The sequence below is a fragment of the Candidatus Methylospira mobilis genome (genome assembly GCF_009498235.1).
GTDB classification, from domain to species: Bacteria; Pseudomonadota; Gammaproteobacteria; order Methylococcales; family Methylococcaceae; genus Methylospira; species Methylospira mobilis.
Window position 1 is genome coordinate 1,565,787 of record NZ_CP044205.1, and the last position, 22,194, is coordinate 1,587,980.

Here is a 22,194-nt window from a genome sequence, read left to right on the forward strand (position 1 = left end):
TTCCATCCCTGTGATCCGGGCTAAACTCCATTACCTGCGTCCTTGTTGATCCAGTCAAATTTGACCGGCATTCCCTGCCGGAATAACACTGCTTTTTTGTGATCCATCATAACCTATAGGCATGGGCGTTTCACTTATCCAGGTAACGCAAACGGAGCTTAAACGGATTCTATATTAAGCGATTTTTCAATAAACAGGGCGACGCCGTCTACTGTTGCATGTATCGATTTTTGTATTTCGACGATTTGTTGCATGTCGGCAGCCGTAGCCGCTTTTTCCAGTGCGCGGCTCTGCAGGTGCAGCGGGTCTATGCCCAGATTGGAGCCGGACCCTGCCAGTTGGTGCGCGATGGAGCGGATGTTGTCGAATTTTTTTTCCGTGATCGCAAATTCCAGTTTCTTCAGTAACTGGGCGGTCGATGTGCCGAATATATCGAATATTTCCCTGATGGTGGCTTTATCATCGCCGAATAAATCCTGCACGCGCGCCAGATCGACCGGGTTTAGCTCGGTCTGTCCGTTTTCCGTGTCTGTTCCTATAGATTCCGCTGACTTAATAACCGGCGGGCCGGGTAGCCAGCGTTCCAGCAGGACCTGCAGACTTTGCAGGCTGATGGGTTTGGGCAGGTAATCATCCATGCCGGTTTCCAGACAGCGCATGCGATCTTCCGGCAAGGCGTTGGCGGTCATTGCGACGATGGGGATGCGCTGCCGAGTGGCCTGCTCCGTCTTGCGGATGGCCCTGGTTGCTTCGTAACCGTCCATGACCGGCATCTGGCAGTCCATCAGAACCAGTCCGTATGACAGAAAATCCACGGCTTCTACCGCTTCCACGCCGTTATTGGCTATATGGGCGACGAAGCCCAGTTTGTTGAGCATATTGATCGTGATTTTCTGGTTTACTTCGTTGTCTTCGGCGACCAGTATCAGCGAGTGGTTTTTCAGCGCCTCGACGGTATCGATAACGGGCGGAGGCATGCGGCGATCTTGTTCTACCGGTAGATAGCGTTTACGGCGCTCGGTTGTTGTTACGAGCGCGTCGAGTAGCGAAGATTGTTTAATGGGTTGCAGCAAACCGCCATGAAACAGCGATTCATCCATGCTTCCCCACATGCTCTTGGTTTTTGCCAGCAGTACGATACGCAGTGTAGGGTGTATGTCGATCAAAGATTTTGTCAGCGCCGCGATATCTTCTTCCGGAAGATGCATATCCACGATGGCGACAGCGAAATCGGCGCTGGCACGGAGACGATGCTGTGCTTCGTCTCCATGTGAACAGGCTTCGGCGCGGATATTCCATGAGCGCAGATAAGTCAGCATGGTATGGCATTGCGCAGCGGACGCGCTCACTATCAAAATGCCCAGAGAAGAAATTCTATCCACATTGGGGGGAGGGGGCAGCATGGCTTTTTCGCCTCTGCCGGCCGGAATTTCGAGCCAGAAGGTGGAGCCTTGTTTTTTGATGCTGTGTACGCCGATGGCGCCGCCCATCAGCTCGGCCAGACGTTTGCATATCGACAGGCCCAGTCCCGTACCGCCAAACTTGCGGGTGACCGAGCTGTCGGCTTGCGTAAATGGTTGAAAAAGCCGGGCTATGACTTCAGGGGACATACCGATACCATGATCCTGAATTTCGAAACGCAACAGGTGTCTGTTATTGCCGATCGCTGAGGAATGAGCGCGGATGATGATTTCGCCTTCGGCGGTGAACTTGATCGCATTGTCTAGCAGATTGAGCAGAACCTGACGCAATCTTCCCGGATCGGTAACGACGACGGCGGGCGCGTTCGGATCGATGTGGCTTATCAGTGTAAGATCTTTCTGATGCGCCTTCGCAGCCATTAATTCCAGACTGCCTTCGACGAGAGGCACGAGAGCGAATTCCACATGCTCGATTTCCAGCCGCTCCGCCTCTATTTTTGAAAAGTCGAGAATATCGTTGATGATGACCAATAATGCATGAGCGGAGTCGCGTAGCGTTTGGGCGAACTCCTGCTGCTGAGCGTTGAGCGGCGTATCCAGCAGCAAATCGCTCATGCCGATTACGCCGTTCATCGGCGTGCGAATTTCGTGACTCATCATCGAAAGAAACTCGGATTTCAACCGGGTCGCTTTTTCGGCTTGCTCCTGGGCATGGCGCAGTTTGGTTATGTCGTAGAACCAGCCGATAATCGCCGCTTCATTTTTAAAGCGCTCGGGGAAATAGGATGCAAGCGCCCAGATTTTTTGATCGTCGCTGGTGAGTAACTCGATTTGCCGGTTGACGATGCTTTGTTCGTTGCGCAGCGTTTCGGTTATATCGAAATAATCCTGTTTGTTTCGATAAAACGATGCCGGATTCACGCCGAGCATGTCGTTCTTTTCGGTGTGCAGCAGACGCGCATAGGCGTTATTGGCGAATATCAGGCTGGAATCCGAGATGCGCTGGATATGAACTGCTATCGGGCTGATTTCCAGCAGATTGTGCATGCGTTGCTCGTTCTCGATCAGTTCGCTTTCTCTGTGCCGGGCATTGATCAGCATTTGCCGGCGTTCCCGGTTGATTATAGTTACCAGCATCGAGGTTATGATCAGTATGGATGTGTAGATCTGCAGCAATGCAACCGACACCAGCGGCCGTACGTTGCTGAACGGACCCAGGTTGCGCATCGTGCCGATGGTGGCGACTATGCTCAGTAGCGCGATCAACACACTGATTGCGCACAGTTCGAAACGGAAGGCGGCCCATAACAGTATGGGTAACAGTATGAACGCCATCGGATGGGCAATGGCTTCGAACACGTCGAAGAAGAAAAAATAGACCAGTGAGAGCGTCAGCACCAGCACGGCAAAGAACTCGGCGGAATGTAGATTTTTCCATCTCAACTCGCCCCGTCTTTGAAAAAAAGCGGTGAGTAGCGGCACGGTAGTCAGCGCGCCGCTCAGATCCCCTGTGTACCAGGTGAAGCTTTCCAGCGCGATGAGGGATTGGGGAAGGCGTCCCGACAGAACAAAACCGCCGATGCCCACCAGGGAATTAATCAGGCCGGCCAGCAGGACGGCAGCCACCATGCTGAGAAAATTATGTACCGATTCCAGAATATCCGTACCGCACATGAACCTGCGCGAAATGTGAAAAAAAACGGCGCCTTCCATAACATTGCCCACACTTGCCGCCAGCGCCGCCTGGCAACCGGATTTTTCCAGCAGCAATACGGTGAGAAATTGCCCGATAAAAATGCCGGGTAAGGCCTGCAAGCCGTACCAGACTGTCGCAGCCATGACGAGTCCTGTCGGCAACCAGCAGGGTGAGGCGGCGGTAGTATTATGGAAGTTGCCGAGCGTCAGCGACAGCTCTGCCATGATCATATAGGCCGGTATTATTTCCAGCGTAAGCCTGACGACAGCAACGGACTGGTCGCGTTTTTCTCCGCTTATATCAAGCCATGGACGCACTGAATTATTCGAAACCATTCAACTCACCCCTAAATTTACGTGCGTGTCAGGTCCGTCAGGAAAAATACACAGTCGAAGCTTACCGGGTTCATTCCTGCGTTCATTCTACCAGTTAAACTCTGCGTCATAGCCTGACGCGCCGCTTTTCATTTCATCGAACGGCAATTGATCTGCGGGGGATATTTCGGTTCCCGGCATAGAGCTCACCGCGTGCCGGATTCCAGTATACATCTCTTACTCGAAGCGCCTGCTTCGGCTGATTGTAGCCGGCTTTAAGCAGGCTACGCACGAAGCGTTCCGGGCAATTGGCTGTCATGCGCCAGCCCGCTTTGTCTTTTTTTTATTTGCGCCAGCTCATGCTGCAGATCCTGTATGTCTTTTTCGAACGCGAGGGTCGTGTCTGCAAAGTGAAATCCCAGCTTGAAGCGGCGGAATACTCCATTGCTGTCTGCCACTTCGGTACGGCATAGCTTTGCGGTGAAAGGGGTATTGAGTGATGAGGGCCAGGAAAATCGGCACCCCTGAAAAACCTGGCCAATTTCGAGCGTCTTTGATGCATCCTTATGATACTCATGCAAAAGTGAAAAACCTGTCAGCGATATGTCCAGTACCTGAAACGTATGAGTTTTTGAATCGGTTAACGCTATGGTGCATGTCATTCGCACAACAGGCGGAATGGCCGAACGGTAGGCCTGGCGCCGCTGTCTCCAATATAGCGATTTGGGAATGACCACCGCAAAAACCGGTTTGCCGCCCAGCGTTGCGGGAGATAACTTAGATGTTTTGAAGCGCGCGGGTATTCCTTCCACCGAGGTGGAGAAAACAAGCTCCTCGCAGTTTATTAAACTATTGTTCAGTTCCTCATTCGTGCTGATTTCTATGGTGAAAAGATTTTTAGCTGGCAATACTTTGGTAATGGTGGTCATGAAGCCGCCGCTCTCGGTGAAAGAGGGCTTTACGTGGATCAACACCGCCAGACGCTCCATTTGCATAAGCTGATCAACAACATGTGTTCTGCGCGTTATCGTATATGACGCATGATCGTCAGAAGTATGATTGTCTGCCACTGCATGTCCTGTCTCAAAGGGGAAACTATACCGATCGCATGATTGCCGCATTAATGTGCAACGGGCTTATGCATGCTACCCAGATACAGAAATACAGCCCTCTACCTTTCGTGCCGCCCGGTGCCAAGGGCTGCCGATGTTTGCAGGAATATCAGCGAAAAAACAAATCATGGGTAGCTTAGCGTTTCCATTATCGGTTGTAAATTGAGTCCCTATTTGGAAACGATTGCTTCATGCAGTACACGGTCACTTCTGTGCTCATTGCTGGACACGGAAGCGCCGTTTGCAGTGCAGTAAGCCCCAGCAGATCGCTACGCGCCGCCACGGACAATTGCGCCATGGCGTTCGGTACGATCATAGCGGCTTCCTGGCTACAAACTGAAACGCCTCATCGTTATCGTCTACGATGCCGGGACTACCGTGCATCCCCGCAACCCGGACAATTTTCTCCTGCATAACCGCCTGTTTGCTCGCCGTATCACCGATACGGGGGTGATCTCTGCGCGCGATAATGACAGGCTGATGCCGGATAACGACTTCGTGCTGCAAATCCAGGTTATCGTATCGTTCGTGATGAAGGACGGCGTCCAGGATATGGTCGCGCAGCTTGACCACGGTTTCGTTTTTGGATGCCAGCGCGCAGATATTCAGCCGCACCTTCGGCGTTTCGCTTTGTATCAGCTCGAAAAATTTAGGCACAAAAGGTTGCTTCGAAAATAGTGATCAGATTCAAGTCAATAGCGCGTAAATTCATTAATTGTTCCATCTTTAAATAAGCGCCACGGGAGCGCTTATTTCTTCGAGTCAAGTTTAGCTGTATTTGTAAATGTCAATGGCCGAAGTGAAAATATGCCTGGAAAAACGATTGTATCAGCGCTTCCTATGACGTATTTCGCGCCATGCTCGGGAAAAAATGATGTCGGCGCATCTGTATGAGATTGCGCCGAAAAATAATTTTATTCCTTTTATTTTGGTAGTGGTTTTTGTTTTTTTGCCTTATGCGGGCGGGGGTTAAGCTTTGTTCTGATTGCGCTGACTTGGCTATTAATAGAAGCTAGCGTGTTGTTAATTTCCGTGAAGTTGTTTTGTGCCTTGGAGTTAACAGTCAGGATGTCGTTTTTAATGATGGTCAGATTTTTGTTTACATCGGTTTCAAGCTTGTTTATGTTGGAGCTGATATTTGTTATATCGTTTTCAACGACGACCATCTTGTCTTCTAATGCCTGCACCCTGTTTTGCAATGCATCGACTTTTACCTGCGAAGCGCAGCCGCTGATTAGGAAAATAATAGTTGCTAATGAAATTTTTAACATATTTATTGATTGTGACTGATTGTTGATATATGGCGCCCCGGCCTATTGGAAACGGTAATGTATCCTACTTGAGAGGGGTGTCGTGCTTGCGCAGCAGTACGGCGCTGCCCGGTGATTTATTTTTCCGTACGAGTCGTTCTGTCCTTATTATTTATCCGCTTTCATTATTTCCTCCGCTCGGTTACGATAACTTCAATAAGACATGCCTTGCGTCTGCGCAGTACCAGGCTTCACACCGCCCTTGCCGATGCAGCCTTTTAACCCCTGATTATGCCAAGAGCGCTTTTTATCCGGTTACTGTTCATTATATTCTGTCTTTGCTGATTGATAGTAAGAATCAATGTCATTTCCTATTATTCCAATTTGTTGCCAAAGCTCCGTATTCCGTTCATCCGTCTTGGGCAAGCCGGTCAGCACTATGATGCCGCAGATGAGTGCGAGCATCGTGAGCGCCGCCATGCTGCCCGCGTGCAGCTTGTAAGAAAATCGTAGGTGCGCACGTCGGTAATACGATTGCGACGTGCCGCCAACTACATCGAATTCATCGGAATCATCATAAAAAATGTAACTCCGATTTCTCCCGTGTTTACTTGGCGATTTTTCTGCTTTCGATATAACAACACGCGTATTGTGCGTTTTTCTAAATGCAAGCCTAAGCTTATCGGCGTTCATGAGAAGTCGTCTTTCTAAAATTGCGAATCAGGCCGTGATACTGTTGCGCCTATTTTGCTTATTATTGCTGTTCTTGGTCTGATGCGCTTCAGGACCGCGCTCGCCACTGTTATTTTGTAGCCAGTCACCTGAATCCGTGGTCGATTTTCGGAATATTCATGGGATTCATATGGATGCGCCGCTTTTTGCTTCACCAAAAATGAACGTTAATTTCTTGTAAAATCATACTGTTGACTCTATCCACCACGGATTCAGGTAGTATCCATTGCTTTTTTGAGTAAAATTGGCGGTGATGAAATCAGCGGTTCCTCGACCATACGGATTCTAGCTTGTTGATGACTTACGGTGTAGCATTCTTTACCGTCAAATTCTGTTAAAATCTAACAATATGCTACTAAAAAGGTAGGATTTGGCATGAAGTAAGCCCAGGAAGAGTAGGGATGGTTCAACATATAAAATTCCACATTGCCGTCGTTGAAGACGACATAGGTCTGTGCAACGATCTGGTTGAGTTCCTGGGATATTGCGGGTTTACAGCGAGCGGCTTTGAAAGCGCCGAGGCGTTCTACCAAAGCTGGCATCTCAAGCAGGCCAATCTGGTGATTCTGGATATTGCCCTGCCGGGCGCCAGCGGCTTGCAGGCGGCGAAGTGGCTGCGCGCGCGCAGTTCCGCAGGGATAGTCATGCTGACGGGCATGGACAGCCAGAGCGACCAGGTCGTCGGTCTGGAGGCCGGGGCCGACGCCTATCTGGTCAAGAATGCGTCGCTGGAGGTCATACACGCCACATGCCGCAGCGTGCTGCGGCGTCTCGACGCCGCGCCGCTTCCCGCGTCTGCACAGAGTTGGCTTCTGGCTCCCAAAGCCTGGCAACTGACGCTGCCGACAGGGGGTAAAGTCTCGCTGACGCATACCGAAACCCTGTTTCTGCAATGCCTGCTGCTTCATCCGGGCATACCCGCAAGCCGCGCTGAACTGCTTGCCGCGCTGGGCAAGGCGGATACGCTTTCCAATCTGCGCAACCTGGATAATTGCGCAGGCCGTCTGCGGCGCAAGGTACTGAAAGAACACGATATAGAGATCCCCGTGCGTCCGAGCTACGGCAACGGTTATACGTTTACCGGCGACGGCGAAATCGATAGATCATGAAAACGTTGTGGTCTCTATTGCTGTGGGTTTCGTTGTTGGCCGCAACACTTGACACAGTCAGCGCTGAGGAGCCGCCGTTGGTTCTGAGTTCGGGCTCCCGCCACGCCTCGTTGGCCGGACACATGGCTCTGTATGTGGATGCGCAGGGAACACTGCCGTTCGAAGAGGCCACGCAGGCAGAATACACTCCGCTCGCGGTGGCGCGCAGCGCCGGATATACGCCGGATACGCACTGGTATCGTTTTACCTTGATCAGGAGTGACGACGCGGCGCATGACTGGATACTGGCATTGGGCATGGCCACTCTGGACGATGTGCGGATATGGGTGGTTGCGCCCGGTACTCCGATTCGCCAGTACCGGCTGGGCGACCATATCGCCTACGAACAGCGTCCGTTAAAAACCCGGTTGTTTACGCTTCCTCTCGAAATGAAAGCGGGAGGACCGGTTACCGTTTATGTCAGGGTGAGTTCCATCGGCGCGATAAATTTCTCTGCGGAAATATGGCAACCCGCCGACTTCATCACGAACGAGACCCGGGCTAATTTCTACAGCGGGCTTTATTTCGGTATTCTGCTGATCATCATCGTAATTTTTTTGCTGATAGGCGCATGGCTGCGTGACGTGAGCATGGTGATTTATGCGGCTTATGTCGGCAGCCTGTTCATGCTTCATCTGGGTATGTATGGTTATACGGCGGTGGTGTTTGCCCCGCAATCTCCCTGGGCCAATGACGCCATTGTGGGTGGCGGAGCGGCTGCAGGGCTGGGGCTAACTACCCTGCTGTGGAGGTATCTGCTGGATTTAAAAAATAACTTTCCAAGCATCGACCGGCTTTACCGCGTAATTACTGTGTGCTGCGTCTGCGCGTTGCCTTTTGCGGCATCAAGCTATTATCGAGTCATTGCCAGCACCATGATCCTGGTTTCCATGGGGATTACGTTCATCAATCTTGTTTTGGTGATAAAACTCTGGCTACGCCAGAGAAAAATCGAGCTGTTGATTTATTTTTTCGCCTTCGTTGTTGCAAACATGGGTATCAGGACTTATATGGCAATGATGATGGGCTGGTTGCCAAACAACGTCCTGACCGTCCATGCCTACCAGACTTCGGCGATGATTCAAGTATTGGTAATAAGCCTGGGTCTTGCGATGCGCATTCGAAAGATTCAGTACGATAAGATGTTTGCCGAACAGCTTGTCGCGGTTACCGATCAGCGCATGTCGGAACAGCGCCGTTTCGTGGCGATGCTGTCTCATGAATTCCGTAATCCGCTAGCCGCAATAGACCGCGCCGCGCAAATGCTCAGGATCAAGTTGCCGGATATGGCGCAGCCCGAGGCCGGGCGGGTTGAAAACATCCGTAGCCATGCAGCGGCGCTTTCCACGCTGGTGGATAATTTGCTGATGTCGGAAGCGCTCGACCACAAGGCGCTGGCGATAGCGCGCGAGCATTGCGCCATCCGACCGCTGCTGGAGGACGTGATCCAGACGCTGGGCGAAACCCCGGGAGTACGGGTTATGCTTACGGTCACGCCGCCTGACGCAGCCTTTTCTCTTGATCCGACCTTGATGGGCATGGCCGTCGGCAATTTACTGGACAATGCGCTGCGTTATTCGCCGCAGGAAGCCCCGGTGGAACTGTCCGCCATGCTGGATGCCAACGGTTTGCTTATCCAGGTAACCGACCATGGTTCCGGCATGAGCAAAGCGGAATTTTCGATGCTGGGCATGCCTTATTATCGCGGCGCTTCGTCGTCAGGGCAAAAGGGCAGCGGTCTGGGGTTCCATTTCAGCCGCAAGGTTGTCGATGCGCATGGCGGCAACCTGCAAGCGCTTGCCTGTCCGGAAGGAGGCATGAAAGTTGTGCTCAGGTTATCGCATAAATAATTTTATAATCGCGATATCAATTTATATCATATCGAGGCGTCAGGTGAAGTTCGCTGGTCTTAGTAACGGTTTTCTTTCTAACAATCATATGATGCGGACGCTTCCCGTTTTTGGCTTGGCGCTATTGAGCGCATTGGCGTATGCCGACAATAATGCTTTGCCGGCGGCGCCTCCGTCGCTTCCTCCCGAGCAAAGTTCGGCTGTTTTAGCCGAAGGAAGCGAGAAGGCAAACCCGTCGGAGCGCAGCCTGCTGCATTCGCTAGGCCTGCTGGAAGAAGCGGTGGGTCTCTTCGAAGCGCCCAAAATGCCGGCAACGCCGCCGCCGGCCGGGCTGTTTGGCGTTTATATGGTTCCGAAAGGTAAATTCGTGGTCAATTATCTGCCGATATGGTGGCATTTCCAGGGATTGCAATCCGGGACAGGCAGTATCAATCCGGCGCAAGCGGCTACTACGGTGCCGGCCTACAATGCCGGGGGTAATCTGAAGGAACGCATTCTTCCGACGCAAGCCGAAGCAAGCGCTCAACTGCTGGCCGGCATGTATGGGATTACCAACTATCTCAATGTCATCCTGATGCCAAGCTACGTGTCAAAAAACTCCAGTTATGTGACTTATAAAGGCGCATCGGGCGCTACCGCCCTTGGAGCCGGCAGCGTTGCCGCAAGCGGCGTGGGCGACACTTACGCCAGCCTGCAGCTTAAACTGTACGAAGGCTATAATCAGGAACTGATCTTAAGCTGGGGCATCAGTTTTCCAACCGGTTCCATTACGCAAAACGCGGATTTTCTGGCCCCGAACGGGAAAATGGTCAATGGGCGCATGCCATACGGAATGCAGCTCGGAGACGGTACCTACGACGGTCTCCCGATGCTTGCCTATACCGGCAACTATGAACACCTCGCGTGGGGCGTCATGACGCGCGCGCGCCTGCCGCTGCAAAGCTATAACAGCCAGGGCTGGCGCATGGGAAATCAGTACGAGGGCACAGGCTGGGTGGGCTACGAGTTTATTCCGTCATTGTTCAGCGCAACGCTGCGTTTTACCGGCGTTACGCAAGACAGCATCCATGGAGTAGACCCGCAGATGGCGAGTATAAGCAGCGGCGGCAACCCCAATTTTTACGGCGGTCAAGTGGTAAAAGGGTTGATCGGTTTGAACGTGCGCCAGCATATACCACAGATTAACGGCGGCGGACGCATCGCGCTGGAGGCCGGCATGCCGCTCTATCTCAATCTGAACGGCGTGCAAATACCGGAACAGTGGTCGTTGCAATTATCGGCTGCGTTACTCTTTTAGCGCATGAGGGAGAGTATGCTTCGCGGCTTGCACGAAAAGTTTGCCGGCAGATAATCAAACCGCTTTGAGGTTCAGCAGCGTAGCGATGAATTCGTGTTTCAGCATCAGGCAACGATACCGTTCTGTGCGCGTAACGCTTGTTGACGACAAATTTCACGATTGCCAGCAGCCGGACCAACTCGTATCATGGAAGCTTAGAGTGATATAGCCGCCGCTTTGCCGATTTTGGGTATTCACCTGAAACTATAATAATGCCGTTTTGCGAAGTCCTTGCCGATGTCAGTCCTTAAAACCCGATTTGCTCCCAGCCCCACCGGCCTGCTGCACTTAGGCAACGCACGCACCGCCTTGTTCAGCGCGTTTGCCGGTGATCGTTTTTTGTTACGTATAGAAGATACCGACAGCGAACGCAGCCGTTCGGTTTTTGTCGACGGGTTGATAGAGGATTTACACTGGCTGGGTCTGGACTGGGGAGATGGCCCGCAATCGTCCGTGCCTACGGAAGGATTTTTTCAATCCCGGCGCTCGGAAATTTACCGGGCTTATTATGAGCGGCTCGAAGCCGAAGAAATGGCCTATCCTTGTTTTTGCACCCAGGCGGAACTTGAAATTGCGCGCAAAGTGCAGTTAAGCGCCGGAAAGCCACCGCGCTACAGCGGTAAATGCGCCGCACTGACCCGCGAGCAGGTGCAGCAACGCCTGGCGCAGGGACTGAAACCAGCGTTGAGATTTCGCGTTTCGTCCGGCGATGAGGTCGAGTTCGAAGACGGCGTCCGCGGTCCGCAACACTTTCGTGGCGAAGATATCGGCGATTTCATCATCCGCAGGGCTGACGGCACGCCGGCGTTTTTCTTCTGCAATGCGGTGGACGACGCGTTGATGGGTGTTGATTGCGTGATACGCGGCGAAGACCACTTGTCGAATACCCCTCGCCAGTTGCTGATTCTCCGCGCCTTGGATTTGCCGTTACCCGCCTATGCGCATATTTCGCTGATTACCGGCGATGATGGCGCGCCGCTTTCCAAACGCAACGGCAGCGTAAGCCTTAAAGAACTGCGCGAACGCGGTTATTTTCCACTGGCAGTCGCCAATATGCTGGCGCGCCTGGGCCAGTATTACGAATCCGATCCGGGCCTGATGAGCTTTGCTGATCTGCGTGCCGGTTTTGTGATTGGGCATCTGGGCAAATCGCCTTCCCGTTTCGACCCGCATCATCTCGATCATTGGCAGGAAGAAAGCGTGCGCGCCGCCGGCCACGAATCATTATGGCAGTGGCTGTTCGGGGAAACGCGCTCTATCGTACCGGACGCAAACCGCGCGCAGTTTCTGGACGTGGTGCGCAGTAATTGCATGTTTCCGTCCGACGCGGATCAGTGGGCGCGAGTTTTCTTTACCGATGAATGGGAACGGCCTGATGCCGAGGCCGGAACCGAGCTGGCCGCCGCTGGCGAGGCTTTTTTCCTGGCCGCGCTGGATGCGTTGTCCGCTGCTGATCATACGGACTTTTCCGGTTTTCTGGATCGGGTCAAACAGCGCACCGGCCTCAAAGGCAAGTCGCTGTTCGTACCGTTGCGCCTGGCCTTGACCGGACGTCATGACGGGCCAGAGCTGGCGAAAATTTTCCGGTTATTGGGGCGTGAACGCATGACGGAGCGTTTTGCCCGTTATGCGGACATGGCCTGTTAGTGGCGACGACCGGTTTGCCCGCGATCGGGGTCAGCGGCATCGTCTTCAACTCCTCGGGCAAAGTGTTGCTTATTCAACGCTCCAAGCCGCCTGCAGACGGTCAGTGGCATCCTCCGGGCGGAAAGCTCGAGCCGGGCGAATCCTTGATCGAAGGCTGCCGCCGCGAGGTTTTCGAGGAAACCGGATTGACGGTGACGCCCAGATCCATCGCCGCGGTAGTCGAGCGGCGCATGGAAGGGTTTCATTATGTGATAATCGACTTTTTTGCCGATTGCATGGACGATCCGGAGCAGGCGCGGGCGGGCGACGATGCCGCAGCGCTGGCTTGGGTTGCGCCTGATGAATATGGGGATTATTCCCTGCCTGTAGGGCTATTGCCCGTATTGAAGACTGCGTATGCACTATGGGCTGGCAATGCTGCCGGTCTGTTCGATACCGAGGGAAATGGTAGCGATTTTGTTGCATTGGAATTTCAAACTTAAGAGTCATGCTGAAAATTTACAACACGTTGACACGCCGTAAAGACGAATTTGTACCGATCGAGGCGGGAAAAGTAAAAATTTACGTTTGCGGCATGACGGTCTACGATTATTGTCACCTCGGGCATGCACGGGTGATGGTGGTGTTCGATACCGTGGTGCGTTATTTGCGCCACAGCGGATATGCCGTTACCTATGTACGCAATATAACCGATATAGACGATAAAATCATACAGCGCGCATTGAAGAACGGCGAGCCGGTCAAAGCGCTGACCGATCGTTTCGTGCAGGCCATGCATGAAGACGAACAAGCGCTTGCGGTGTTGCCTCCGGATCTGGAGCCGCGCGCTACCGATTCGATAGACGAGATCATCGTGCTGATTTCCCGGCTGGAAAATAACGGTCACGCCTATGTCGGTTCCAACGGCGATGTTTTTTTCTCGGTTTCCGGTTTCGAAGGTTATGGCGCTTTATCCGGCAGGCACCTGGATGAACTGCACGCCGGCGAGCGTGTCGACGTCGATCAGGCCAAGCGCGATCCAATGGATTTTGTGCTGTGGAAAATGGCCAAGCCGGACGAACCGAGCTGGGCGTCGCCTTGGGGAGCGGGGCGTCCCGGCTGGCATATCGAGTGTTCGGCGATGGCGCTTCGCCATTTGGGGAATCATTTCGACATCCATGGCGGCGGCATGGATTTGCAGTTCCCTCATCATGAAAACGAAATCGCCCAGTCCGAGGCGGCAACCGGCGAACCGTTCGTCAACTACTGGATGCATAACGGCTTCGTGCGCGTCAATGAAGAGAAAATGTCCAAGTCCCTGGGCAACTTCTTTACCGTACGCGAGGTGTTGGCGCGCTATCGCCCGGAAACGGTGCGCTTTTTCGTCCTGAACAGCCATTATCGCAGCCCGCTTAATTATTCGAACGAAAACCTGGATGAGGCGCATGCCGCGCTTGCGCGTTTGTATACCGCCATACGCGGCGAATGCTTGCCGGAGAAGCCGGATGCTGAGGCTGCACCTTTTGTTCATCGCTTCGAGGCGGCGATGCAGGATGATTTCAACACGCCACTGGCTATTTCCGTGTTGTTCGAACTGGCCAGGGAGATCAATCGCCAAAAAACGCTGGAGGCAGTTTGTGCCGGGCAGCTTGCGGCAACGCTGATGCGTTTGGCCGCAGTCATCGGCTTACTGAAAGAAGATCCGGAGGATTTTTTCAAGATGAGCGCATCGCATGCATTGGACGAACAGACAATAGAACAAGCGATACAGCGGCGTCTGCTGGCCAGAAAGGAAAAGAACTGGGCCGAATCGGATCGCATCCGCGATGATCTGAAAGGGCAGGGCGTGATATTGGAAGACAGCGCGCAGGGAACCACCTGGCGGCGCGAGTAAATACCGAAACAGCAAGGCTGGCTGCAATGCCCGGCCGAATGACGAATCATCCCGGAAGTTTGTTGAGTTAAAGTGCCGGGTTTATTTTTTTGTTTACCGTAGAGCTTGATTTCATGTTTAGACCAGATTCCGACAGTTCCCTGTTAACGCCGCTGCTGCGCTTTTTCGCCAACAAGTGCCAGCGTTTTTATTTTCGCGCGGTGGAGTCGGTGGGTCATCATAAGCGCGATATATTAATCGGCAGGGTAGGAAACGCCCGCGACGGTCTGCGCGATGCGAAAGAGCAGTTCAAGAATGCGCTGGAAAAATTCACCGAGTTGACCGAGTTCGAAGGAAGCGAACTGGAAAATGTGTACCGCGAGGTCAAGCTTGAGTTCGATTATAGCTACGCCAAGGCGCTGGCGGTCAAGGATCGGATCGACGCGGTGCAGGACGTTGCCGAGGCCTTGTTTGCCGAGTGGGAGGATGAGCTCGGTCAATACAGCAACCGATCGTTGCGTAACGCCAGCCGTCAGAAAATGAAGCAGACTCAGCAGCTTTACGGACAGCTGATCACCGCGATGCGCAAGGCCGAGGGCAAAATAGAGCCGGTATTGCGCGTATTTCATGATCAGGTGCTGTTTCTGAAGCATAACCTGAATGCTCAGGCTGTCGCCGCGCTGCAGGGCGAGCTGATGACGTTAAGCGTCGGTGTGGCCGGATTGATCACCGCAATGGAACAATCCATCAACCGCGCCGACGATTTCATGTCGACCATGACCAGCCAGAAGGCGTTGCCTTCGAAGTGAGGCGCGCCGTTTAGGCTTTGGCTCGTTATTCAACGATTTTCGTAGCTACACAGCAGGTGGAAACTAAGAAGCTGTTCACAATTTTTTAGTAATACACTTCTCCAGCCAAGCGAAAGACCACTCAACCACCCAGCATTGGGGTATCACCGCAACTGTATGCAATTCGTTACGCTTGGCTACCTGCGCCGTCGCCCCAAGCTTCTCTTTGACCGCCAGGGCAAACGGTTGTCCGCTGTAACCGCCATCCACCAATACGCTACGCACCTGCTGAAGATTCGAGAAACATCGATCGAAGGCCGCCAGCGCTCCCTGGCGATCGGTTACTTCCGCCGTGCTGACCGCAATCGCATGCGGCAGACCCTGCGTGTCCACGGCACTATGCCGCTTGATGCCGGAAACCTTTTTGCCAGCGCCGTAGCCTTTATGCCGTGCGCTATCCGTGTTCCTGACGCTCTGCAATCGTGAACAGCTTCTTAGCAACTGAGTTGAGTTGAACAATGCGCCCGCATCCGTTTTTGCATCATCCTCGCTGAGAACGACAACGGTGGTATCCAATCCGGTCACGCGACACCCCACGGCATATTTTCTGACCGTGCAGACCGCAGTATACGGGGCAAATAGCGCCATTAACTTTTGGGCGCTATCGCCCCAACACGGTTCACCCATATGCAAACATATACAGAGCAACCTCAGTCCGCATGAAAAGTCACCTTTAATATCAATTATTTATAACCAGACACCGTGTTCATTATGCTGGAACAGGTGGTCCTAACTCAGCCGTTTCAGCCATAAAATCAGTATCTTATGCAAAAGCGCGAAGCTTATTGCCGGGGTAATATGCCGGGTAAGTTTTAGCAAGCCCCCCTTACCTCCGGCACGAAACAAACCGCACTGCTGGCGCGCTACCCTCCTCCCCCCAAAAAAAGAGACCAGCCACAAGCCCTACGCCATGTGCAATGGCTTGTTCGAGACAGGCGGATAACACGGCCTCAATCATCACACAGCAAAGTTTAGGCCACGACACTTTGAATATTGTGCTATTGTGACAGTGTTTTGCAGTCAACGAAGTAAAGGTTTACCGCCGAAAGCTGTTTCGCTGAAACAGCTACGTTGATATTTTGTTACGATGATCGGATTCACACCATTGTTATCGCTGGGATAAATTGGTTTAGGGAGAGGAGGTTCAGAATGGGTACTAAGTTATATATTGGCAACCTGGGCTACGGCATAGGCGACAGTGATCTGGAAAAATTGTTCGCGGCCTATGGTAGCGTACGATCCGCACAAGTGATCAAAGATCGCGACACAGGGAGATCCAAGGGATTCGGCTTCGTAGAGATGAGCGGCAACCAGGAAGCGCAAGCGGCTATTACTGCGTTGAACGGCAAAGAAGTAGAAGGGAGAGCCCTTGTGGTTAATGAGGCCCGTCCGAAAGAAGAGGGCGGCGGCGGGGGCGGCAAGGGAGGTTTCGGCGGGAAAGGCCGTGGCGGCTATGGCGGCGGCGAGCGGCGCTATTAAACCTCAATCGCCCGGCGATGGAGCAATTTCAGCCCCCCGCTAAGCTGTAAGCCTCAACGTGGCCGTTATCGGACAGGTTGAGGCTTCTTACAGCGACTGCTCAACGCCACCATGGCTGTGCGGAGTTACTTTTGCAGTGGCTATTCCTCCAGAGAAAAACATAGTTACGCGCTTGATGCGCAGGGTAAGCGGCGTTTCCTGGGTGATTTTCCCAAACCTGGCAGCCTGAATAGTTACATTCAGCATTTACCCCCATCCCGCCATGCCTGCAAACGGATAACCGCTTCATCTATCGCCTGATCGGTTTTGGCGAAACAGAAGCGAATCGAGCCGGTAGGTATGTTTTCAGCATAAAACGCACTGACCGGAATCGCCGCAACGCCTACCCGTTCGACCAGTTGCATGCAAAAAGCGACATCATCCGGCTGCGTTGTCAACGCGAGATAATCGGCGGTCAGAAAATAGCTGCCCGATGCAGGCAACACGCTAAAACCGGCACCGCTGAGCCCCAGGCTCAAACGGTCACGTCGCGCGGCCAGTATCGTAGCCAGCGTCGTGTAGTATTCAGCTTGCGTATCGAGTCCCCATGCCACAGCGGCCTGTAACATGGGCGGAGTGGTAAAGGTTAAGAACTGATGCGCCTTCGCAATCACCCCCAACAGTTTTGGCGCGGCGACTATCCAGCCCACTTTCCACCCGGTTACGGAAAATATTTTACCGGCAGAACCGATTTTGACGGTGCGCTCCGCCATGCCGGGCAACGTGCTCAATGGAATATGGCGCTGCTCGTCATAGGTCAGGTGTTCATATACTTCGTCGCTGATAACTGTCGCATCATAACGGCAGGCGAGATCGGCCAGAAACCGGAGCTCATCGAAGCTGAATACCTTGCCGCTGGGATTGGTCGGCGAGTTGACGATCAACACTTTAACGCCCTGCCGGAATGCCGCCTCAATAGGCTCGCGCGGTAATGTCCAGTACGGCGCTTCCAGACGCACGCAGACAGGAACCCCGCCGCCGCGCCTGATTATCGGCAGATAGGAATCATAGAGCGGCTCCAACACCAGCACTTTATCGCCCGGCTCGATCAAGGCGAGCAGACTGGCGGCCAGCGCCTCGGTCGCGCCCGATGTAACCATCACTTCGGTAGCGGGGTCGGGTTGATAACCCCAATAGCTATGCTCATGCCGGGCAACCGCCTGACGCAACGCCATGGTACCCATCATCGACGGATATTGGTGCGGAGCGGCTTGCGCGCATGCGGCCAGATATTCCAGTAACGGAGCGGGTTCCAGACCTTCAGGGAAACCCTGTCCAAGATTGATGGCGGCATGCTTGACCGCCAGCCCGGACATGGTTTCGAAAATGGTAGTCCCCAGATTGGAGAAAATGGAGTTCATTGTGCAATCCCTACAGCATCAAGTTAGTTTTAGCATGTTACTATCCGTAGAATACACAGGTTGGCATCCAGCGGGTAGCAGGTCCTGAATTATAATATTTACCGTAAACCCCGGACTTTGCTTCAGCCCAATAGATTGCAGCTTGCCGTAGTAAAAACCACTAAAAAACCAGGAGAACCAGTTATGAAAGCCATTCAATTCAGCGCCTATGGCGGCCCGGAAAAAGCGAGTCTGGTCGAGTGCGAGCCGCCCATCCCCACCGAGCGTCAATTGCTGATTGAAGTAGAGGCGATATCAATCAATCCCATCGACTGGAAACTGTATGGCGGCGGGCTCCGCTGGATTAAACCGATGCGCTTTCCGTCCACGCCTTGCTTCGATTTTGCCGGGGTGGTGAAAACCGTGGGATCCGGCGTCGAAACTTATAAAGCCGGAGAGCGGGTATTCGGCATGTTGCCAATGAACGGATTCGGCGCAGCGGCTGAAAGCATCGCCGTCGACAGCGACCTTGTGTCGCGAATGCCGGAAGGGTTAAGCTTCGCGGATGCGGCCGGAATACCGCTGGCGGGCATGACCGCCTTGCAGGCGTTGCGCGATCAAGGCAAACTGCAGGCAAACCAGCGTTTGCTGGTCATCGGCGCCGCCGGGGGCGTGGGACATTATGCGATACAAATCGGCAAGGCGTTGAAAGCTCATGTAACCGGCGTATGCAGCACCCGTAATATCGATCGCGTGCGCGAACTTGGCGCCGACGAGGTGTTGGATTATACAGATCCTGGCTTTACGCCGCCTGCGGAAGCATTCGATCTGATATTCGATGCGGTAGCGAACAAAGCGTTAACTTACTGGCAACCGGCACTGAAGAGTCAAGCCACGTATGTAAGCACCCTGCCTAGTCCCGCGCTGATACTGGATACCATGGTGCGAACCTTGCTCATGTCGCGTCAGCGCGTCAAGCTGGTCATGGTCAAACCGCGCCGCAAAGATCTGGATTACCTTGCCGGGCTCGCGCATCAAGGGCAATTAAAAACGCTCATTGATCAAGTATACCCGCTCAGCGAATTCGGCGCCGCGCTGGAAAAAAGCAAACAAGGCCGTGCGCAGGGAAAAATCATTGTAGCGATAAAAGCCGACCATTCCTGAATTTCAATGTAACCTCAGCTACCGGCATCAGGCTCGGGTGATGAGGTAGTCAAGACACGCAGAAGGCGGCGAATCCGTCCAGGGAGGCTCATCTTTTGCCTCCCTGACCAAAGACAGTTCCGCCTGATTCCCCTCACACAACATCAAATTCGGCGGCATTGAATAACTACGTTTCCGTTTGCTTCCCGACATTTCTGACAATAAATAAACGGTGTATCAGCATGCCGGCGATAAAGCCGCCCAAATGCCCCCACCAGGCGACATCGGCATAATGTTCATACGCGCCCAGACCTGAAGTAACCTTGTACAACTGAAAAATAACCCAGGCGCCAAGAAAGGCGATAGCGGGAATCTCAACAAACAACGGCAGGAAAAATACCCACATGACGACGCGCGCAAATGGGTACAGAAAAAAATAAGCCCCCATCACGCCGGCAATGGCGCCGGACGCGCCCACGGCCGGAATAGTGGAAAACGGATTGGCAATCACTTGCAAGAGTCCCGCCACCAATCCGCACAGCAGATAAAAGCATAAAAAACGCAACGGTCCCATGCGATCTTCGATATTGTCGCCGAATATCCACAGCAGCCACATATTGCCTATGACATGCCACCAACTGCCATGTAAAAAGATACTGGTAAAAAACGGTGTAAAATCGGTGCCGGAATACCCCGCCCATTGCGCCCACTCCGGGTAGCCGAAGTAAGCGCCGTAACGCGCCGGTATCAAACCGTAAAGCTGAAATACAACGCGCTCGACCGCCTCGGATTGCATACTGAGCAGCAAAAAAATCAAGGTATTGACCACAATCAGCGACCAGGTAATCCAGGGCCGGTGCAAACAGGGTATGGAGTCTCTATACGGTATCACGTCAACCTCCTGGAAAGCTTGCTGCGATGACTTCAGCATAAGAAATGAGACAGCACAACTGTCTTCCGGTTCAGATACAATAAAACTTGTGTTTACACCCATCCCTATTCGAACACATGAAATCACTCCACACCAATGACGGCGCCGTCATTGCTCCGGCAGCGGACGGCGGGCTGCTGGATCGTCGCCTGTTTTTGAAAAAGGGACTGGTGTTCGGTACGTTCGCACTCGCATCGGACCATATCCCGGCAGACGAGTTGCAACGCACCGCCGCCATGCTGACCCCCGGCGCGCCGTTTTCCGGATATGGACAGCCGTCGCCGTTCGAGCAAGGCCTGCTACGCAACGTCGCCGCCAACGCCGCCGTCGCCGGAAACGGCGCGTCGATGACGCCGCTGGAACGGCTGGCGGGAACGCTGACGCCTTCCGGTCTGCATTTCGAACGGCATCACAACGGCGTACCGAAAATAGACCCCGCCCTGCATCGTTTGATCATACACGGCAAAGTTGCCAAACCGCTTTCTTTCAGCCTGGAACGGTTAAAACGCTATCCGATGACGTCGCATCTCTGCGTGATCGAATGCGGCGGCAACAGCTTCAGCGGCTGGCACAAGGAGGCGATGCAAGGGACTCCGGGTAGTCTTCACGGTCTGGTTTCATGCAGCGAATGGACCGGGGTGCCATTGTCGCTGCTGCTGCATGAGGCGGAACCGGCTGCGGACGCGGACTGGATTATTGCCGAAGGCGCAGACGCCGCCGCGCTGAACATCAGCATTCCGCGCGCCAAGGCCATGGACGACGCCTTGCTGGCCTTGTATCAAAACGGCGAAGCGATACGCCCCGAAAACGGTTACCCGATGCGTCTGGTGCTGCCGGGCTGGGAAGGCGTTACCCAGGTCAAGTGGCTGCGGCGGCTCGAGACCAGCGACCGACCGGTCATGTCGCGCAACGAAACAGCCAAATATACCGAACTGCAGCCGGACGGCAGCGCACGCCAATTCACTTTTTCAATGGGCGTAAAATCGGTCATCACTGCGCCGGCCGGCGGTTACCGTCTGACGGAACAGGGCTATTATTCGTTGTCCGGGCTTGCTTGGAGCGGACAAGGGCGCGTGGCGAGCGTCGACGTCTCCGCCGACGGAGGCAAAACCTGGGCGGAAGCCGAACTGTGCGCGCCGGTGCTGCCCAAAGCTTACACACGCTTTCGCATTCCGTGGCAATGGCAGGGACAACCGGCAACCTTGCAGAGTCGCGCCACCGATGAACACGGCAACATGCAACCGACGCGCGCGCGCCTTGTTCAGGAACGCGGACAAGCCGGTTATTTTCATTACAATGCAATTATCAGCTGGCAGGTCGAGCCCGATGGATACATACACCACATCTTTGCGTAAAGCGGGCGCAACTCTGGCTTTGTGTTTATTAGCCCTTATGCAGGCAAACGCGGCAACTCCGGCGCTAGGCAGCCCGCTGGGCACGGCGGAAGCCGCGAGCTGGAATTTCAGCGTTTTCCCAGATGGGCGTGGATTGCCTCCCGGCAGCGGTACGCCGCAAACAGGCAAAGTCATATACGAACAGCGTTGCGCCTGTTGTCACGGAGTTAACGGAAGCGGAGGCAGTGCCGACGAACTGGCGGGCGCGCAACACGGCCTGAAAGATGCAGAACCCGATAAAACCATAGGCAGCTACTGGCCGTATGCCCCGACCCTGTTCGATTACATCCGGCGTGCAATGCCGGCTGACGCGCCGGGATCGTTGAGCAACGATGAGTTATATGCCGTCACAGCTTATCTACTGTACCTTAACCGGCTTGCCGAGCCTTCGGTAATGCTTAATGCCAAAACATTGCCGCCCATCAACATGCCAAATCGAAATGGTTTTGTTGGTGTCGATGCAAAGCGCTAAAGAGCATTACAAACATTTATGCGAGCATATTTTCAGCGATTTATAGCCCGAATATATTTATCCATAGAGCAAAGAGTACATTTATTCGAACCACGCATTCTTGCTATCAGTCTTATTGCTGTAACAGCATTCCCTCTTTACTACTTTATTTGGCGCGATATTTTTCCTCAGCCCTACGAGAACCTACCGC

The 22,194-nt window shown here is 53.5% G+C and carries 20 protein-coding genes and 1 pseudogene; 11 read left to right on the top strand and 10 right to left on the bottom strand.

Annotated elements, in window-relative coordinates; all coding sequences use genetic code 11:
• Positions 1-158: 158 nt before the first annotated feature.
• The 6 genes from F6R98_RS06885 to F6R98_RS06910 all read right to left on the bottom strand — a co-directional run bounded on the left by F6R98_RS06885 (position 159) and on the right by F6R98_RS06910 (position 6,486).
• Positions 159-3,452 (bottom strand): response regulator, encoded by a 3,294-nt coding sequence (locus F6R98_RS06885; protein WP_153248361.1) that lies wholly within the window; start codon positions 3,450-3,452, stop codon positions 159-161.
• Positions 3,453-3,715: 263 nt separating this feature from the next.
• Entirely contained in the window at positions 3,716-4,501 is a 786-nt protein-coding gene (locus F6R98_RS06890) for a flagellar brake protein (protein WP_194270175.1), read from the bottom strand.
• 190 nt (positions 4,502-4,691) lie between these two features.
• A complete protein-coding gene (locus F6R98_RS06895) occupies positions 4,692-4,859 on the bottom strand; it encodes a hypothetical protein (protein WP_153248363.1) in 168 nt (55 codons plus the stop codon).
• Positions 4,856-5,200 carry a type 2 periplasmic-binding domain-containing protein gene (locus F6R98_RS06900; protein WP_153248364.1) on the bottom strand — a complete coding sequence of 115 codons (345 nt, stop codon included), beginning with the start codon at positions 5,198-5,200 and terminating at the stop codon, positions 4,856-4,858. The genes F6R98_RS06895 and F6R98_RS06900 overlap by 4 nt, the downstream gene beginning before the upstream one ends.
• A gap of 266 nt (positions 5,201-5,466) precedes the next feature.
• Positions 5,467-5,814, bottom strand: a complete 348-nt coding sequence (locus tag F6R98_RS06905) for a hypothetical protein (RefSeq protein WP_153248365.1) — start codon at positions 5,812-5,814, stop codon at positions 5,467-5,469.
• A gap of 294 nt (positions 5,815-6,108) precedes the next feature.
• Complete coding sequence (locus F6R98_RS06910) at positions 6,109-6,486, bottom strand: hypothetical protein (RefSeq protein ID WP_153248366.1); 378 nt, start codon at positions 6,484-6,486, stop codon at positions 6,109-6,111.
• 440 nt (positions 6,487-6,926) lie between these two features.
• Between F6R98_RS06910 and F6R98_RS06915 the strand changes: the two genes are divergently transcribed.
• The 7 genes from F6R98_RS06915 (at position 6,927) to F6R98_RS06945 (ending at position 15,167) form a co-directional block, all read left to right on the top strand.
• Positions 6,927-7,634: a response regulator transcription factor gene (locus F6R98_RS06915; protein WP_153248367.1), complete on the top strand. Its 708-nt coding sequence runs from the start codon at positions 6,927-6,929 to the stop codon at positions 7,632-7,634.
• A complete protein-coding gene (locus F6R98_RS06920) occupies positions 7,631-9,523 on the top strand; it encodes a sensor histidine kinase (RefSeq protein ID WP_153248368.1) in 1,893 nt (630 codons plus the stop codon). The genes F6R98_RS06915 and F6R98_RS06920 overlap by 4 nt, the downstream gene beginning before the upstream one ends.
• 88 nt (positions 9,524-9,611) lie before the next feature.
• Positions 9,612-10,820 (top strand): hypothetical protein, encoded by a 1,209-nt coding sequence (locus tag F6R98_RS06925; RefSeq protein WP_153248369.1) that lies wholly within the window; start codon positions 9,612-9,614, stop codon positions 10,818-10,820.
• Between the two features lie 276 nt (positions 10,821-11,096).
• Positions 11,097-12,506, top strand: a complete 1,410-nt coding sequence (gene gltX / locus F6R98_RS06930; protein ID WP_153248370.1) for a glutamate--tRNA ligase — start codon at positions 11,097-11,099, stop codon at positions 12,504-12,506.
• A complete protein-coding gene (locus F6R98_RS06935; RefSeq protein ID WP_228125141.1) occupies positions 12,506-12,988 on the top strand; it encodes an NUDIX hydrolase in 483 nt (160 codons plus the stop codon). Before gltX ends, F6R98_RS06935 begins: the two co-directional genes overlap by 1 nt.
• A 5-nt stretch (positions 12,989-12,993) precedes the next feature.
• On the top strand, positions 12,994-14,379 hold the full coding sequence (cysS, locus tag F6R98_RS06940) for a cysteine--tRNA ligase (protein ID WP_153248371.1): 1,386 nt from the start codon (positions 12,994-12,996) through the stop codon (positions 14,377-14,379).
• Between the two features lie 113 nt (positions 14,380-14,492).
• Entirely contained in the window at positions 14,493-15,167 is a 675-nt protein-coding gene (locus tag F6R98_RS06945; protein WP_153248372.1) for a DUF2959 domain-containing protein, read from the top strand.
• 96 nt (positions 15,168-15,263) lie between these two features.
• On the opposite strand, the pseudogene F6R98_RS06950 reads toward F6R98_RS06945, so the two are convergent.
• Positions 15,264-15,623 (bottom strand): annotated as a pseudogene (locus F6R98_RS06950) (transposase); the annotation flags it as partial.
• 732 nt (positions 15,624-16,355) lie between these two features.
• Between F6R98_RS06950 and F6R98_RS06955 the strand changes: the two are divergent.
• Positions 16,356-16,685 carry an RNA recognition motif domain-containing protein gene (locus F6R98_RS06955; protein ID WP_153248373.1) on the top strand — a complete coding sequence of 110 codons (330 nt, stop codon included), beginning with the start codon at positions 16,356-16,358 and terminating at the stop codon, positions 16,683-16,685.
• Positions 16,686-16,772: 87 nt separating this feature from the next.
• Here F6R98_RS06955 and F6R98_RS06960 read toward each other — a convergent pair whose 3' ends face one another.
• Together F6R98_RS06960 and F6R98_RS06965 are read right to left on the bottom strand one after the other, a co-directional pair.
• Entirely contained in the window at positions 16,773-16,931 is a 159-nt protein-coding gene (locus F6R98_RS06960) for a hypothetical protein (RefSeq protein WP_153248374.1), read from the bottom strand.
• Positions 16,925-18,085, bottom strand: coding sequence for an aminotransferase (locus F6R98_RS06965; RefSeq protein WP_153248375.1), 1,161 nt, complete (start codon positions 18,083-18,085; stop codon positions 16,925-16,927). The genes F6R98_RS06960 and F6R98_RS06965 overlap by 7 nt, the downstream gene beginning before the upstream one ends.
• A gap of 183 nt (positions 18,086-18,268) precedes the next feature.
• Here F6R98_RS06965 and F6R98_RS06970 point away from each other — a divergent pair, with 183 nt between their 5' ends.
• Positions 18,269-19,228, top strand: a complete 960-nt coding sequence (locus tag F6R98_RS06970) for an NAD(P)-dependent alcohol dehydrogenase (protein WP_153248376.1) — start codon at positions 18,269-18,271, stop codon at positions 19,226-19,228.
• Between the two features lie 166 nt (positions 19,229-19,394).
• Here the strand turns inward: F6R98_RS06970 and F6R98_RS06975 are convergent, their stop codons facing one another.
• On the bottom strand, positions 19,395-20,099 hold the full coding sequence (locus F6R98_RS06975) for a rhomboid family intramembrane serine protease (protein ID WP_153248377.1): 705 nt from the start codon (positions 20,097-20,099) through the stop codon (positions 19,395-19,397).
• 116 nt (positions 20,100-20,215) lie between these two features.
• Between F6R98_RS06975 and soxC the strand changes: the two genes are divergently transcribed.
• Together soxC and F6R98_RS06985 are read left to right on the top strand one after the other, a co-directional pair.
• Positions 20,216-21,493 carry a sulfite dehydrogenase gene (gene soxC, locus F6R98_RS06980; RefSeq protein ID WP_153248378.1) on the top strand — a complete coding sequence of 426 codons (1,278 nt, stop codon included), beginning with the start codon at positions 20,216-20,218 and terminating at the stop codon, positions 21,491-21,493.
• Positions 21,465-22,004 (top strand): c-type cytochrome, encoded by a 540-nt coding sequence (locus F6R98_RS06985; protein WP_228125142.1) that lies wholly within the window; start codon positions 21,465-21,467, stop codon positions 22,002-22,004. The genes soxC and F6R98_RS06985 overlap by 29 nt, the downstream gene beginning before the upstream one ends.
• Positions 22,005-22,194 lie beyond the last annotated feature (190 nt).

What these genes read in the sequence shown, in the direction of transcription:
- F6R98_RS06965 (WP_153248375.1), bottom strand. Translation starts at nt 18,085, where the DNA reads ATGAACTCCATTTTCTCCAATCTGGGGACTACCATTTTCGAAACCATG.
- F6R98_RS06920 (WP_153248368.1), top strand. Translation starts at nt 7,631, where the DNA reads ATGAAAACGTTGTGGTCTCTATTGCTGTGGGTTTCGTTGTTGGCCGCA.
- F6R98_RS06925 (WP_153248369.1), top strand. Translation starts at nt 9,612, where the DNA reads ATGATGCGGACGCTTCCCGTTTTTGGCTTGGCGCTATTGAGCGCATTG.
- F6R98_RS06905 (WP_153248365.1), bottom strand. Translation starts at nt 5,814, where the DNA reads ATGTTAAAAATTTCATTAGCAACTATTATTTTCCTAATCAGCGGCTGC.
- F6R98_RS06915 (WP_153248367.1), top strand. Translation starts at nt 6,927, where the DNA reads ATGGTTCAACATATAAAATTCCACATTGCCGTCGTTGAAGACGACATA.
- F6R98_RS06985 (WP_228125142.1), top strand. Translation starts at nt 21,465, where the DNA reads ATGGATACATACACCACATCTTTGCGTAAAGCGGGCGCAACTCTGGCT.
- F6R98_RS06885 (WP_153248361.1), bottom strand. Translation starts at nt 3,452, where the DNA reads ATGGTTTCGAATAATTCAGTGCGTCCATGGCTTGATATAAGCGGAGAA.
- F6R98_RS06910 (WP_153248366.1), bottom strand. Translation starts at nt 6,486, where the DNA reads ATGAACGCCGATAAGCTTAGGCTTGCATTTAGAAAAACGCACAATACG.
- F6R98_RS06955 (WP_153248373.1), top strand. Translation starts at nt 16,356, where the DNA reads ATGGGTACTAAGTTATATATTGGCAACCTGGGCTACGGCATAGGCGAC.
- F6R98_RS06960 (WP_153248374.1), bottom strand. Translation starts at nt 16,931, where the DNA reads ATGCTGAATGTAACTATTCAGGCTGCCAGGTTTGGGAAAATCACCCAG.
- F6R98_RS06945 (WP_153248372.1), top strand. Translation starts at nt 14,493, where the DNA reads ATGTTTAGACCAGATTCCGACAGTTCCCTGTTAACGCCGCTGCTGCGC.
- F6R98_RS06970 (WP_153248376.1), top strand. Translation starts at nt 18,269, where the DNA reads ATGAAAGCCATTCAATTCAGCGCCTATGGCGGCCCGGAAAAAGCGAGT.
- soxC (WP_153248378.1), top strand. Translation starts at nt 20,216, where the DNA reads ATGAAATCACTCCACACCAATGACGGCGCCGTCATTGCTCCGGCAGCG.
- gltX (WP_153248370.1), top strand. Translation starts at nt 11,097, where the DNA reads ATGTCAGTCCTTAAAACCCGATTTGCTCCCAGCCCCACCGGCCTGCTG.
- cysS (WP_153248371.1), top strand. Translation starts at nt 12,994, where the DNA reads ATGCTGAAAATTTACAACACGTTGACACGCCGTAAAGACGAATTTGTA.
- F6R98_RS06895 (WP_153248363.1), bottom strand. Translation starts at nt 4,859, where the DNA reads ATGATCGTACCGAACGCCATGGCGCAATTGTCCGTGGCGGCGCGTAGC.